Source organism: Amycolatopsis anabasis, assembly GCF_009765355.1.
Lineage (GTDB): Bacteria > Actinomycetota > Actinomycetes > Mycobacteriales > Pseudonocardiaceae > Amycolatopsis > Amycolatopsis anabasis.
On the sequence record NZ_VTHK01000003.1, the window covers coordinates 218,712 to 230,488 of the forward strand.

Below are 11,777 nucleotides of genomic sequence, written 5' to 3' on the forward strand. Positions count from 1 at the left end.
CCCTTCGCCCGATCGCGTGAAGGGCGAGGTGGGCGGCCTTCAGGGTCCACCCGAAGTAAGCCTGCCTCTCTCCGGCCATCCCATTCGTAACACTGTTACGACGCTGGGCAGATCCCGAGGCTCTCGTTTAGCCCGCTAAACGAGAACATGTGCAGTGCTGGGCAGGTGTTCTCGTTTAGCGGGCTAACTGAGGGCGCCGGGTCAGGCGGGGGCGGTGAGGACCCAGGGGCCGTCGTCGGTGATGGCTACCGTGTGCTCCCAGTGGGCAGCGCGGGAGCCGTCGGCGGTGACCACGGTCCAGCCGTCCTCGAGTTCGAGGGTTTCGCCGCCGCCGAGGGTGAGCATCGGTTCGATCGCGAGCGCCATCCCGGGCTTCAGCCGGGGCCCCTTGCCCGGCTTGCCGATGTTCGGCAGGAACGGGTCCATGTGCATCTGACGCCCGATGCCGTGACCACCGTATTCGACGATCTGGCCGTATTCGACGCCGTCGTCGTGTCCGGCCTGCTCGGCGGCCGTCTGCACCGCGTGCGAGATGTCGGTGAGCCGGGCTCCGGCGATCGCCGCTTCCACCCCGGCCCACATGGCCGCCTTGGTCGCTGCGGAGAGCGCGAGGTCCGCGGACGTGACCGTGCCCACCGCGATCGTGACCGCGGAGTCGCCGTGCCAGCCCTCGAGGATCGCGCCGCAGTCGACGGAGATGAGGTCGCCATCGGCGAGCACCGTCGACTTCGCCGGGATCCCGTGCACGATCTGCTCGTTCACCGAGGCGCAGATCGAAGCCGGGAAGCCGTGATAGCCCTTGAACGAGGGCACCGCCCCGGCGCCTCGGATCGTCTCCTCCGCCAGCTCGTCGAGTTCCGCGGTGCTGACGCCCGGTTTGGCCGCCTCGGTCACCAGCGCGAGGGTCTTCGACACCACCAGACCGGCGGCTCGCATGGCCTCGAGCTCGCCCCGCGACTTGATCTCGATCATGCGGCCGCGTCGGAAAAGTTGCAGCACACGTAAACCACCCAGGTTCACGTGCGGTCGCGCAGAGCGTTCAGCACTCGCGAGGACACCTCGTCGACCCCGCCGACACCGTCCACGGTGATCAGGATGTCGTTGTAGTACTGGAGCAACGGGGCGGTTTCCGAGTGGTAGATCTGCTGGCGGCGCCGGATGACCTCTTCGGTGTCGTCCGCACGACCCCGCGACATCAGGCGCTGCACCACGACGTCCTCGGGCACCTCGAGCTGGATCACCGCGTCCAGGGCCAGGTCCGACTCGGACAGGATCTGCCCGAGCACCTCGGCCTGCTTGGTGTTGCGCGGGAAGCCGTCGAGCAGGAAACCGGCCTTCGCGTCGTTTTCGGTGAGCCGCTCGCGGACCATCTCGTTGGTCACCGAGTCCGGCACGAGTTCACCGGAGTCGAGGTAGCGCTTCGCTTCCTTGCCCAGCGGGGTCTGCTCACCGACGTGGGCGCGGAACAGGTCACCGGTCGAGATGTGCGGCACCGACAGCCGCTCGGACAGGGCGGCCGCCTGGGTGCCTTTGCCCGCACCTGGTGGACCGACAAGAACCAGGCGCGTCATCGGAGGAACCCTTCATAGTTGCGCTGCATGAGCTGGCTTTCGATCTGCTTCACGGTGTCGAGGCCGACACCGACCATGATCAGCACCGCAGTGCCGCCGAACGGGAAGTTCTGGTTGTTCCCGTCACCGGTCAGCGACAGGAAGAAGTTCGGCAGGATGGCGATCAGGCCGAGGTAGATCGATCCGGGCAGGGTGATCCGGCCCAGGACGAAGCTCAGGTACTCGGCGGTCGGACGCCCCGGCCGGATGCCCGGGATGAACCCGCCGAACTTCTTCATCTCCTCTGCACGCTCGTCCACGTTGAACGTGATCGTGATGTAGAAGTACGTGAAGAAGATGATCAGCGCGAAGTAGACCAGGATGTGGACCCAGCTGGACTGGTTGACCACGTAGTTCTTCAGGAACACCTGCCAGCCGGCGGTGCCGTTCGGGTCGCCCACCAGCCGGCTGATCAGGTCCGGCAGGTACAGCAGCGAGGACGCGAAGATCACCGGGATGACACCGGCCTGGTTGACCTTGATCGGCAGGTACGTCGAGGTCCCGCCGTACATGCGACGGCCGATCATGCGCTTGGCGTACTGCACCGGGATCCGGCGCTGCCCCTGCTCGACGAAGATCACGCTGGCGATGATCACCAGGCCGAACACGCAGACCAGGGCGAACACGAGGCCGTTCTGGCTGTTCAGGATGTTCGCGCCCTCGGCGGGGATCCGGGCGGCGATGTTCAGGAAGATCAGCACGGACATGCCGTTGCCGACGCCACGCTCGGTGATCAGCTCGCCGAGCCACATCATCACCGCGGTACCGGCGGTCATGGTGACCACGATGATCGCGAGCGAGTAGATGCTGTTGTCCGGAATGACCGGCTTGTCGCAGTTCTGGAAGAGCTGGCCGCGGTCCGCGAGCGCCACCACGCCGGTCGCCTGCAGGATCGCCAGCGCGATCGTCAGGTACCGCGTGTACTGGGTGAGCTTGTTCTGGCCGGACTGGCCTTCCTTCTTCAGCTCTTCGAATCGGGGGATCACCACCGTGAGCAGTTGCACGATGATGCTGGCAGTGATGTAGGGCATGATGCCGGTCGAGAAAATCGACAGCTGCAGGAGCGCCCCACCACTGAAGAGATTCAGCAGCGAGTAGATGCCCTGCTGTTCCATCTGTCCCTGGCAAGCCTGCACGTTGGGGTAGGACACCCCGGGCGCCGGCGTGACCGCACCGATGCGGTAAACGGCCACGATCAGCAGCGTGAACAGGATCTTCTTGCGCAGGTCCGGCGTCGCGAGAGCCGAGCGGAAGGCGCTGAGCACGCGGGGGACCTCCTCGGCGTCACCGGCTGGTTCGCCGGCGATCGGCTTGGCCGGTACGGGACCGGCGGGAACACAACATCACTGGCGGACAAGCCAGGAACGCTTCGGGGCACACTCGTCCCGAAGCGTGTCGTCGACTCTAACAGCCTCGCCCAGGCGCGCCGCACCGCATGCTGGTTTTCCAGACCTACGTCGGTAGGCGGATGAGATGAGTAGCACAGCGGCGCGCGGAGCGACTCAGCCAAATCGGTCAAGTTGTGTTGGATCGGTGTTAGCTCAAGGGTTCGAGGTGGCCAGCGCGCCGGCCATGCCGAGCAGGACCACCCCGGTGCCGCGGTCCAGGTTGCGCCGGGCCCGCAGCGACATCCGGGCGGATTTCACCAGCGCTCCGGCGGCGATGTAGACGGCTCCGGCGAGGAATTCGGCGAGCAGGTAGACCGCGCCGAGCAGGGCGACCTGCCAGGGCACGGGGCCGTGCGTGGCGTCGAGGAACTGGGGCACGAAGGCGGTGAAGATCAGGACGGCCTTCGGGTTGGTGATCGCGACCAGGAACTCCTTGCGGGCGACGCCGAACACCGATCGTTCGGTCGAAGGCGGTTCGGGCCGCGCGGCGTCCCGGTGGCGCAGTGTGGACCACAGCAGGCGGCCGCCGAGCCAGACGAGGTAGGCGACCCCGGCCCATTTGATGACGGTCAGGGCGAGTTCGGAGGCGGCGAGCAGCTGGCCGAGGCCCGCCGCGACCGCGGCGATCATGAGCACGAACGCGGCCAGCCGCCCGCCGAGGCCGGCGAGGGCCTTCGCGAGGCCGTGGCGCATGCCGTGGTGCAGGCCGAGCAGGTTGTTCGCGCCGGGGGTCAGCGCGATCAGGATCGCGGCACCGAAGAACACCAGCAGCCAGGTCACGGGCGATCACCTCCAGAAGATCACACGGTAGCGCCAGATCTTCTCGTTTAGCGGGCTAAACGAGAGCACGGCGGTGGGAAGGGCTGGAAGGTGAGGGTGTGCCGCGCTGCGGGGCTGTCGAGGTCCGCCTACCCGGTGCCCTCAGTTAGCCCGCTAAACGGGGGCGCTGGGTTCTGGGGAGAGAAGTTCTCGGTTAGCCCGCTAAACGAGAAGCCGGGGGGCGGGGGTGGGTGGGGGTAAAGGAAAGCGGCCCGCCACGGGGGTGGCGGGCCGCTTTGGGGAGCGTGTTCAGTTGGTGGTGGCGGAGCCACCGGCGGCGGCGAGCTTCTCCTTGGCGGAGGCGGAGAAGGCGTCGGCGGTGACGTCCAGCTTGACGCCGTTCACGTCGCCGTTGCCGAGCACCTTCACCAGCTTGCCTTTGCGGACCAGGCCGCGGGCGGCGAGCTCCTCCGGGCCGACCTTGCCCCCGTCGGCGAACACCCGGGCGATGTCGCCCACGTTCACCGGCTGGTACTCGGTGCGGAACCGGTTCTTGAAACCGCGCAGCTTCGGCAGCCGCATGTGGATGGGCATCTGCCCACCCTCGAACCCGACCGGCACGTTCTTCCGGGCCTTGGTGCCCTTGGTACCGCGACCGGCCGTCTTGCCCTTGGAGCCTTCACCACGGCCAACCCGGATCTTCTCCGTCTTGGCGCCCGGGGCGGGCCGCAGGTGGTGGATCTTGATGGCCGTCATGCCTTGACCTCCTCGACTTCCACCAGGTGACGCACCGTGTGGATGAGGCCGCGGACCTCGGGGGTGTCCTCACGCACCACGGACTGCCGGATCTTGCGCAGCCCGAGGGTCCGCAGCGACTCCCGGTGGTTGTGCTTGGTACCGATCTTGCTACGAACCTGGGTGACCTTCAGCTGAGCCATGTCAGACCCCCTGCCCCGCACGCTGACGCAGCATCCGAGCCGGGGCGACGTCCTCGAGCGGCAGGCCGCGACGGGCCGCCACCTCCTCCGGACGCTGCAGGCTCTTCAGCGCGGCCACCGTGGCGTGCACGATGTTGATCGCGTTGTCGCTGCCGAGCGACTTGGACAGCACGTCGTGCACGCCCGCGCACTCCAGCACCGCACGCACCGGGCCACCGGCGATGACCCCGGTACCGGCGCTCGCCGGACGCAGCAGCACGACCCCGGCGGCCTCCTCACCCTGGACCGGGTGCGGGATGGTGCCGGCGATCCGAGGCACGCGGAAGAAGTTCTTCTTCGCCTCCTCGACGCCCTTGGCGATCGCCGCGGGCACCTCCTTGGCCTTGCCGTAGCCGACGCCGACCTGGCCGTCGCCGTCGCCGACGACCACCAGCGCGGTGAAGCTGAACCGGCGGCCACCCTTCACGACCTTGGCGACGCGGTTGATGGCCACCACGCGCTCGAGGTGCGGGGTCTTGTCCTGGGCCGCCCCGCCACGGCCGCCGTCGCGCCGGTCCCTGCGCTCACGACGGTCGTTGCGGTCGTTGCCGCCCTGACCGCCGGGACCGCCCTGACCGCCGCCGAATTGCCGTGTACGTCCCGGCATCAGGCTTTCCCTTCCTCATTGCTGTGCATGCTCAGAACTCCAACCCCGCCTCGCGGGCGGCGTCGGCCAGCGCGGCGATGCGGCCGTGGTAGGCGTTGCCACCACGGTCGAACACCACGCTGGTGATGCCCGCGTTCTTCGCACGGGCCGCGACCAGCTCGCCGACCTTGACGGCCTTGGCTTTCTTGTCGCCCTCCAGGGCGCGCACGTCGGCCTCCAGGCTGGACGCCGAAGCCAGGGTGTGCCCGGCGAGGTCGTCGATGACCTGAACGGTGATGTGCCGCGAGGAGCGCTTCACGACCAGCCGGGGCCGCTGCGGGGTCCCGTTGATCTTCTTGCGCAGCCGGAAGTGACGGCGCGCCTTGGCGACACGACGCCGGGTCGAGATGTCCTTGCCGACAACGCGCTTGCGCTTCGACGACACTGATGTCGTTTCGCTCATGATCACTTACCCGTCTTTCCGACCTTGCGGCGGATGCGCTCACCCTCGTAGCGCAGGCCCTTGCCCTTGTACGGGTCCGGGCGCCGCAGCTTGCGGATCACCGCAGCCGTCTGGCCGACCTTCTGCTTGTCGATGCCGGACACCGAGAACCGCGTGGGGCTCTCCACCTTGAAGGTGATGCCCTCCGGCGCCTCGATCTTCACCGGGTGGCTGTAGCCGAGGGCGAACTCGAGGTCCGAGCCCTTGGCCTGCACGCGGTAACCGACGCCGTGGATCTCGAGCTTCTTCTCGTAGCCGTCGGTGACGCCCACGACGAGGTTGTTTACCAGCGTGCGGGTCAGCCCGTGCAGCGCGCGGCTCTCCCGCTCGTCGTCCGGGCGCTTGACCTCCAGCGTGCCGTCCTCGGCGCGCTCCACGGTGATCGGCTCGGCGATGGTGTGCGACAGGGTGCCCTTGGGCCCCTTGACCTGGATGTGCTGGCCGTCGATGGTCACCTCGACCCCGGACGGGACGGGGATCGGCAGCTTTCCGATACGCGACATACCTTTTCCCCTCCCTTACCAGACGTAGGCGAGGACTTCGCCGCCCACGCCGTTGCGCTTCGCCTGCCGGTCGGTCTGCAGGCCCGCGGACGTCGAGATGATCGCGACGCCGAGGCCACCGAGCACGTTCGGCAGTTCGGTCGATTTTGCGTACACCCGCAGGCCGGGCTTGGACACGCGCCGGAGACCGGCGATGCTGCGCTCACGGTTCGGGCCGTACTTCAGCTCGACGACGAGGTTCTTGTGCTTCTCGCCCGGCTCGTCGCGGTAGCCCGCGATGTAGCCCTCGCGCTTGAGGATGTCGGCGATGTTCGCCTTCAGCTTCGAGTGGGGCAGCACGACCTCGTCGTGGTAAGCCGAGTTCGCGTTACGCAGACGGGTCAAGAAGTCTGCGATGGGGTCGGTCATCGTCATGGTGACCTGTCAACCTTTCTCGCCCTGGTTCCCCGATCGAGCACCGGGGCCTGTGGCGAAGTGAGAGTCGGTACGAGCCTTTACCAGCTGGACTTGCTCACGCCGGGCAGTTCGCCCGCGTGCGCCATCTCGCGGAGGCACACCCGGCACAGCCCGAACTTGCGGAACACCGAGTGCGGCCGGCCGCACTTGTTGCAACGGGTGTAGGCGCGCACCTTGAACTTCGGCTTCTTCGCGGCCTTGTGGATCAGCGCTTTCTTGGCCATCGGCTCAGTTCTCCTTGAACGGGAAGCCGAGCTTGCGAAGCAGCGCGCGGCCCTCGTCGTCGGTGGTGGCGGTGGTGACAACGGTGACGTCCATGCCGCGCGGGCGGTCGATGGAGTCCGGGTTGATCTCGTGGAACATCGACTGCTCCGAGAGCCCGAAGGTGTAGTTGCCGTTGCCGTCGAACTGCTTGGCCGACAACCCGCGGAAGTCCCGGATACGCGGCAGCGCGATGGTCAGCAGCCGGTCCAGGAACTCCCACATCCGGTCGCCGCGCAGCGTCACCCGGGCGCCGATCGGCTGGCCTTCGCGCAGCTTGAACTGGGCGATCGACTTGCGGGCGCGGCGCACCTCGGGCTTCTGTCCGGTGATGGTGGCCAGGTCGCGGATCGCGCCCTCGATCAGCTTGCTGTCGCGGGCGGCGTCGCCGACACCCATGTTGACGACGACCTTGACCACACCCGGGATCTGGTGCACGTTCTCGTAGCTGAACTCCTGCTGGAGCGCACCCTTGATCTCGTCGCGGTACCGGGTCTTCAACCGCGGCGCCGGGTACGTGCCTCCGGTGCCGGCGGGCACGGCTTTCTCTGCGGTGGTCATCAGATGTCCTTACCGTTCCTGCGCGAGATGCGGACCTTCTTGCCGTCCTCGCCGATGCGGTAGCCCACCCGGGTCGGCTTGCCGTCGGAGCCGACGACCTGCACGTTCGACACGTGGATGGGGGCTTCCTGGGTCACGATGCCGCCGGACTGCGCGCCGCGCTGGGTCTGGGTGATCCGGGTGTGCTTCTTGATCCGGTTCACGCCCTCGACGAGCACCCGCTCGCGGTCCGGGTAGGCCTGGATGACCTTGCCCTTCGCGCCCTTGTCCTTGCCGGCGATGACGACGACCGTGTCGCCCTTCTTCACCTTCACTTACAACACCTCCGGCGCGAGCGAGATGATCTTCATGAACTTCCGATCGCGCAGCTCGCGGCCGACCGGCCCGAAGATGCGGGTGCCCCGCGGCTCGTTGTCGTTCTTGATGAGCACCGCGGCGTTCTCGTCGAACCGGATGTAGGAGCCGTCCGGACGACGCTTCTCCTTCACCGTGCGGACGATGACGGCCTTGACCACGTCACCGCGCTTCACGTTGGCGCCCGGGATGGCGTCCTTGACGGTGGCGACGATGATGTCCCCAATGCCCGCGTAGCGCCGCCCCGAGCCACCGAGCACGCGGATGGTCAGGATCTCCTTGGCACCCGTGTTGTCGGCGACTCGCAGTCGCGACTCCTGCTGGATCACGTCAACTCCTGTATGTCTCGCCGGTTCTCAGCGAACTGAGCCTGGCGGAACGAATGGGACTCGCTGAAAACGAGGCCCCTGATTACTTGGCCTTCTCCACGATCCGCACCAGACGCCAGCGTTTGGTCGCCGACAACGGACGGGTCTCCATCAGAATCACGCGGTCGCCCTTACCGGCCGAGTTCTCCTCGTCGTGCGCCTTCACCTTGGTGGTGGTGCGCATGACCTTGGAGTACTTGGCGTGCTTCTTGCGGTCTTCGAGCTGGACGACGATGGTCTTGTCCATCTTGTCCGAAACGACGTAACCCTCACGGACCTTGCGGTAGTTACGACCGGAGTCGGCCTTCTGCACCGGCTCCTTGGCGAGCTCTTCGACGGTCGGCTCACTCATGCCGCACCCTCACTCTCGGCATCGTCGGGGGACACGGACAGCCCGAGCTCGCGCTCCCGCATCACGGTGTAGATCCGCGCGATGTCCGTGCGAACCGTGCGCAACCGACGGTTGTTGTCGAGCTGCCCGGTGGCCATCTGGAACCGGAGGTTGAACAGCTCCTCCTTGGATTCCTTCAGCCGCAGCACGAGCTCCTCCGCGGTGAGCTCACGCAGTTCTGACGCCGCAACGCCTCCGGCTTTCGCCATCAGAACTCACCACCTTCACGGGTCACGATTCGGCACTTCATCGGCAGTTTGTGGATCGCGCGGCGCAGCGCCTCGCGGGCCTGGTTCTCGTTCGGGAAGCTCAGCTCGAACATGACGCGGCCCGGTTTGACGTTGGCCACCCACCACTCGGGCGAACCCTTACCGGAACCCATGCGGGTCTCGGCGGGCTTCTTGGTCAGCGGGCGGTCCGGGAAGATGTTGATCCACACCTTGCCGCCACGCTTGATGTGCCGCGTGATGGCGATACGAGCGGACTCGATCTGCCGGTTGGTCACGTAGTGGTGCTCAAGCGCCTGGATGCCGTACTCCCCGAAGGTGACCTTGGTGCCGCCCTTGGCGGCGCCGGAACGCTTCGGCGAGTGCTGCTTGCGGTGCTTGACCTTGCGCGGGATGAGCACGCGTCAGCCCTCCGTCTTTTCTGCCGCGTCCGGGGCCGCGGCCTCAGGTGCCTGGGCGGTCGCGGCGGCATCATCGGTCTTGGCCGCGGCGGCAGCGCGACCGGCTTCGGTCGAGGTCGCCGTCGTGCCCGACGCGCCGGACCGGCGCGGGCGGGCCGGACGGTCACGGCGCGGCGCGCGCTCGGCGGCCGCGGCGGCGTCCCGGGCCTCCTTGGCCTTCAGGCCACCGACCACGTCACCCTTGTAGATCCACACCTTGACGCCGATGCGGCCGAACGTGGTGCGGGCCTCGAAGAAGCCGTAGTCGATGTCGGCGCGCAGCGTGTGCAGCGGCACCCGGCCGTCGCGGTAGTGCTCCGAACGGGACATCTCGGCACCGCCGAGGCGGCCACCGCACTGCACCCGGATGCCCTTGACCTGCGGCGAACGCATGGACGTCTGGATCGCCTTGCGCATGGCGCGGCGGAACGCGACGCGGTTGGACAGCTGCTCCGCGACACCCTGCGCGACGAGCTGGGCGTCGGCCTCGGGGTTCTTCACCTCGAGGATGTTCAGCTGCACCTGCTTCTTGGTCAGCTTCTCCAGCGCGCCACGGATCCGGTCGGCCTCCGCGCCGCGGCGGCCGATCACGATGCCCGGACGCGCGGTGTGGATGTCGACGCGGACGCGGTCGCGGGTCCGCTCGATCTCCACCTTGGAGATGCCGGCCCGCTCCATGCCCGTGGACAGCAGCTTCCGGATCTTGACGTCCTCGGCCACGTACTCCGCGTACTGCTTGTCGGCGTACCAGCGGGATTTCCAGTCCGTGGTGATCCCCAGCCGGAAGCCGTGCGGGTTGATCTTCTGGCCCACTACCGGCCACCTGCCTTCTTCTTGCTCTTCGCCTTCTCCACGGGCCGGGACTCCACCACGACGGTGATGTGACTGGTCCGCTTCCGGATCCGGTAAGCACGGCCCTGCGCCCGCGGGCGGATCCGCTTGAGGGTCGGGCCCTCGTCGGCGGTCGCGTTGCGGACCCAGAGGGTGTCCGGGTCGAGGTCGAGGTTGTTCTCGGCGTTGGCCGCCGCACTGGCGATCACCTTGGCGAGCGTGCCGCTGGCCGCCTGCGGCGCGAACCGGAGCACGGCCAAGGCCTCGCTGACGCTACGACCCTTGACGAGCTCGATCACCCGGCGCACCTTGGTCGGCGAGTCCCGGACGAAGCGAGCCCGCGCGACGGCGGTCGGCAGCTCTTCTGCCGTAGCCGTGGCGTTCTTCTGGGCGTTCATCTGCTTCCCTTAACTGTCTCGTGCCCGCTCAGCGGCGGCGCGACTTGCGGTCGTCCTTGATGTGACCCTTGAAGGTCCGCGTCGGGGCGAACTCGCCCAACTTGTGACCCACCATCGCCTCGGTGATGAACACCGGGACGTGCTTGCGGCCGTCGTGCACCGCGATCGTGTGTCCCAGGAAGTCCGGGATGATCGTGGACCGGCGCGACCAGGTCTTGATCACGGTCTTCTTGTTGGCCTCGTTGAGCGCGTCCACCTTCTTGAGCAGGTGGTCGTCCACGAACGGGCCCTTCTTCAGGCTGCGCGGCATGTGCTTCTACCTCCCTGCTCAGCGCTTCTTGCCGGTACGCCGGCGGCGGACGATCAACTTGTCACTCGGCTTGCGGCGGCGGGTGCGGCCCTCCGGCTTGCCGTTCGGGTTCACCGGGTGACGCCCACCGGACGTCTTGCCCTCACCACCACCGTGCGGGTGGTCGACCGGGTTCATCACGACACCGCGGACGGTGGGGCGCTTGCCCCGCCAGCGGTTCCGGCCGGCCTTACCCCAGTTGATGTTGGAGTGCTCGGAGTTCCCGACCTCGCCGATGGTGGCGCGGTTGCGCACGTCCACGTTGCGGATCTCGCCCGAGGGCATCCGCAGCTGGGCGTACGGGCCGTCCTTGGCGACCAGCTGCACCTTGGCGCCGGCCGAACGCGCGATCTTCGCGCCACCGCCGGGGCGGAGCTCGATCGCGTGCACCACGGTGCCGACCGGGATGTTGCGCAGCGGCAGGTTGTTGCCCGGCTTGATGTCGGCGCGGGGGCCGCTCTCCACCCGGTCGCCCTGCTTGAGCTTCTCCGGCGCGATGATGTAGCGCTTCTCGCCGTCGGCGTAGTGCAGCAGCGCGATGCGCGCGGACCGGTTGGGGTCGTACTCGATGTGCGCGACCTTGGCCGGCACGCCGTCCTTGTCGTTCCGGCGGAAGTCGATCAGCCGGTACGCCCGCTTGTGGCCACCACCCTTGTGCCGGGTGGTGATCTTGCCGGACGAGTTGCGACCACCGCTGCCGCTCAGCGGACGCAGCAGCGACTTCTCCGGCGTCGACCGAGTGATCTCGGCGAAGTCGGAAACGCTCGAACCGCGGCGACCCGGGGTCGTCGGCTTGTACTTGCGAATGCCCATGTC

The 11,777-nt window shown here is 67.5% G+C and carries 21 protein-coding genes; all 21 read right to left on the reverse strand.

Annotation, left to right across the window (positions count from 1 at the left end; translation table 11 throughout):
• Positions 1 to 201: 201 nt before the first annotated feature.
• A complete protein-coding gene (map, locus tag FXO23_RS05140) occupies positions 202 to 972 on the reverse strand; it encodes a type I methionyl aminopeptidase (RefSeq protein WP_158881259.1) in 771 nt (256 codons plus the stop codon).
• A gap of 44 nt (positions 973 to 1,016) precedes the next feature.
• Positions 1,017 to 1,571: an adenylate kinase gene (locus tag FXO23_RS05145; RefSeq protein ID WP_158881261.1), complete on the reverse strand. Its 555-nt coding sequence runs from the start codon at positions 1,569 to 1,571 to the stop codon at positions 1,017 to 1,019.
• Positions 1,568 to 2,875 (reverse strand): preprotein translocase subunit SecY, encoded by a 1,308-nt coding sequence (gene secY / locus FXO23_RS05150; protein ID WP_158881263.1) that lies wholly within the window; start codon positions 2,873 to 2,875, stop codon positions 1,568 to 1,570. Before secY ends, FXO23_RS05145 begins: the two co-directional genes overlap by 4 nt.
• Before the next feature lie 276 nt (positions 2,876 to 3,151).
• On the reverse strand, positions 3,152 to 3,778 hold the full coding sequence (locus FXO23_RS05155) for a LysE family translocator (RefSeq protein WP_158881265.1): 627 nt from the start codon (positions 3,776 to 3,778) through the stop codon (positions 3,152 to 3,154).
• A 288-nt stretch (positions 3,779 to 4,066) separates the two neighbouring features.
• Entirely contained in the window at positions 4,067 to 4,513 is a 447-nt protein-coding gene (gene rplO, locus FXO23_RS05160; RefSeq protein ID WP_158881267.1) for a 50S ribosomal protein L15, read from the reverse strand.
• Positions 4,510 to 4,695, reverse strand: a complete 186-nt coding sequence (gene rpmD / locus FXO23_RS05165; protein ID WP_158881269.1) for a 50S ribosomal protein L30 — start codon at positions 4,693 to 4,695, stop codon at positions 4,510 to 4,512. The genes rplO and rpmD overlap by 4 nt, the downstream gene beginning before the upstream one ends.
• A 1-nt stretch (position 4,696) precedes the next feature.
• Complete coding sequence (gene rpsE, locus FXO23_RS05170; protein ID WP_158881271.1) at positions 4,697 to 5,341, reverse strand: 30S ribosomal protein S5; 645 nt, start codon at positions 5,339 to 5,341, stop codon at positions 4,697 to 4,699.
• A 31-nt stretch (positions 5,342 to 5,372) separates the two neighbouring features.
• Positions 5,373 to 5,789, reverse strand: a complete 417-nt coding sequence (gene rplR, locus FXO23_RS05175) for a 50S ribosomal protein L18 (RefSeq protein ID WP_425484839.1) — start codon at positions 5,787 to 5,789, stop codon at positions 5,373 to 5,375.
• The gene (rplF, locus tag FXO23_RS05180; RefSeq protein WP_158881275.1) at positions 5,786 to 6,325 is read right to left on the reverse strand and encodes a 50S ribosomal protein L6; all 540 of its coding nucleotides are present in this window, start codon (positions 6,323 to 6,325) and stop codon (positions 5,786 to 5,788) included. Before rplF ends, rplR begins: the two co-directional genes overlap by 4 nt.
• Positions 6,326 to 6,340: 15 nt before the next feature.
• Positions 6,341 to 6,739 (reverse strand): 30S ribosomal protein S8, encoded by a 399-nt coding sequence (rpsH, locus tag FXO23_RS05185; RefSeq protein ID WP_158881277.1) that lies wholly within the window; start codon positions 6,737 to 6,739, stop codon positions 6,341 to 6,343.
• 80 nt (positions 6,740 to 6,819) lie between these two features.
• Positions 6,820 to 7,005, reverse strand: coding sequence for a type Z 30S ribosomal protein S14 (locus FXO23_RS05190; protein WP_158881279.1), 186 nt, complete (start codon positions 7,003 to 7,005; stop codon positions 6,820 to 6,822).
• A 4-nt stretch (positions 7,006 to 7,009) separates the two neighbouring features.
• A complete protein-coding gene (gene rplE, locus FXO23_RS05195) occupies positions 7,010 to 7,603 on the reverse strand; it encodes a 50S ribosomal protein L5 (protein WP_158881281.1) in 594 nt (197 codons plus the stop codon).
• Positions 7,603 to 7,917, reverse strand: a complete 315-nt coding sequence (rplX, locus tag FXO23_RS05200; protein WP_158881283.1) for a 50S ribosomal protein L24 — start codon at positions 7,915 to 7,917, stop codon at positions 7,603 to 7,605. The genes rplE and rplX overlap by 1 nt, the downstream gene beginning before the upstream one ends.
• Positions 7,918 to 8,286, reverse strand: coding sequence for a 50S ribosomal protein L14 (rplN, locus tag FXO23_RS05205; protein WP_024876329.1), 369 nt, complete (start codon positions 8,284 to 8,286; stop codon positions 7,918 to 7,920).
• 82 nt (positions 8,287 to 8,368) lie between these two features.
• Positions 8,369 to 8,677 (reverse strand): 30S ribosomal protein S17, encoded by a 309-nt coding sequence (rpsQ, locus tag FXO23_RS05210; RefSeq protein WP_158881285.1) that lies wholly within the window; start codon positions 8,675 to 8,677, stop codon positions 8,369 to 8,371.
• Positions 8,674 to 8,925, reverse strand: coding sequence for a 50S ribosomal protein L29 (gene rpmC / locus FXO23_RS05215; RefSeq protein ID WP_158881287.1), 252 nt, complete (start codon positions 8,923 to 8,925; stop codon positions 8,674 to 8,676). The genes rpsQ and rpmC overlap by 4 nt, the downstream gene beginning before the upstream one ends.
• Positions 8,925 to 9,344, reverse strand: coding sequence for a 50S ribosomal protein L16 (rplP, locus tag FXO23_RS05220; protein ID WP_158881290.1), 420 nt, complete (start codon positions 9,342 to 9,344; stop codon positions 8,925 to 8,927). Before rplP ends, rpmC begins: the two co-directional genes overlap by 1 nt.
• Positions 9,345 to 9,347: 3 nt before the next feature.
• Complete coding sequence (gene rpsC, locus FXO23_RS05225; RefSeq protein WP_158881292.1) at positions 9,348 to 10,196, reverse strand: 30S ribosomal protein S3; 849 nt, start codon at positions 10,194 to 10,196, stop codon at positions 9,348 to 9,350.
• Positions 10,196 to 10,612, reverse strand: a complete 417-nt coding sequence (gene rplV, locus FXO23_RS05230; protein WP_158881294.1) for a 50S ribosomal protein L22 — start codon at positions 10,610 to 10,612, stop codon at positions 10,196 to 10,198. The genes rpsC and rplV overlap by 1 nt, the downstream gene beginning before the upstream one ends.
• 28 nt (positions 10,613 to 10,640) lie before the next feature.
• Entirely contained in the window at positions 10,641 to 10,922 is a 282-nt protein-coding gene (gene rpsS / locus FXO23_RS05235; RefSeq protein WP_158881296.1) for a 30S ribosomal protein S19, read from the reverse strand.
• 18 nt (positions 10,923 to 10,940) lie between these two features.
• Complete coding sequence (gene rplB, locus FXO23_RS05240; RefSeq protein ID WP_158881298.1) at positions 10,941 to 11,774, reverse strand: 50S ribosomal protein L2; 834 nt, start codon at positions 11,772 to 11,774, stop codon at positions 10,941 to 10,943.
• Positions 11,775 to 11,777 lie beyond the last annotated feature (3 nt).

What these genes read in the sequence shown, in the direction of transcription:
- rpsQ (WP_158881285.1), bottom strand. Translation starts at nt 8,677, where the DNA reads ATGAGTGAGCCGACCGTCGAAGAGCTCGCCAAGGAGCCGGTGCAGAAG.
- FXO23_RS05190 (WP_158881279.1), bottom strand. Translation starts at nt 7,005, where the DNA reads ATGGCCAAGAAAGCGCTGATCCACAAGGCCGCGAAGAAGCCGAAGTTC.
- rpsS (WP_158881296.1), bottom strand. Translation starts at nt 10,922, where the DNA reads ATGCCGCGCAGCCTGAAGAAGGGCCCGTTCGTGGACGACCACCTGCTC.
- rplB (WP_158881298.1), bottom strand. Translation starts at nt 11,774, where the DNA reads ATGGGCATTCGCAAGTACAAGCCGACGACCCCGGGTCGCCGCGGTTCG.
- rpsE (WP_158881271.1), bottom strand. Translation starts at nt 5,341, where the DNA reads ATGCCGGGACGTACACGGCAATTCGGCGGCGGTCAGGGCGGTCCCGGC.
- map (WP_158881259.1), bottom strand. Translation starts at nt 972, where the DNA reads ATGATCGAGATCAAGTCGCGGGGCGAGCTCGAGGCCATGCGAGCCGCC.
- rpmD (WP_158881269.1), bottom strand. Translation starts at nt 4,695, where the DNA reads ATGGCTCAGCTGAAGGTCACCCAGGTTCGTAGCAAGATCGGTACCAAG.
- rpmC (WP_158881287.1), bottom strand. Translation starts at nt 8,925, where the DNA reads ATGGCGAAAGCCGGAGGCGTTGCGGCGTCAGAACTGCGTGAGCTCACC.
- rpsH (WP_158881277.1), bottom strand. Translation starts at nt 6,739, where the DNA reads ATGACGATGACCGACCCCATCGCAGACTTCTTGACCCGTCTGCGTAAC.
- rplF (WP_158881275.1), bottom strand. Translation starts at nt 6,325, where the DNA reads ATGTCGCGTATCGGAAAGCTGCCGATCCCCGTCCCGTCCGGGGTCGAG.
- FXO23_RS05145 (WP_158881261.1), bottom strand. Translation starts at nt 1,571, where the DNA reads ATGACGCGCCTGGTTCTTGTCGGTCCACCAGGTGCGGGCAAAGGCACC.
- rplE (WP_158881281.1), bottom strand. Translation starts at nt 7,603, where the DNA reads ATGACCACCGCAGAGAAAGCCGTGCCCGCCGGCACCGGAGGCACGTAC.
- rplV (WP_158881294.1), bottom strand. Translation starts at nt 10,612, where the DNA reads ATGAACGCCCAGAAGAACGCCACGGCTACGGCAGAAGAGCTGCCGACC.
- rplO (WP_158881267.1), bottom strand. Translation starts at nt 4,513, where the DNA reads ATGACGGCCATCAAGATCCACCACCTGCGGCCCGCCCCGGGCGCCAAG.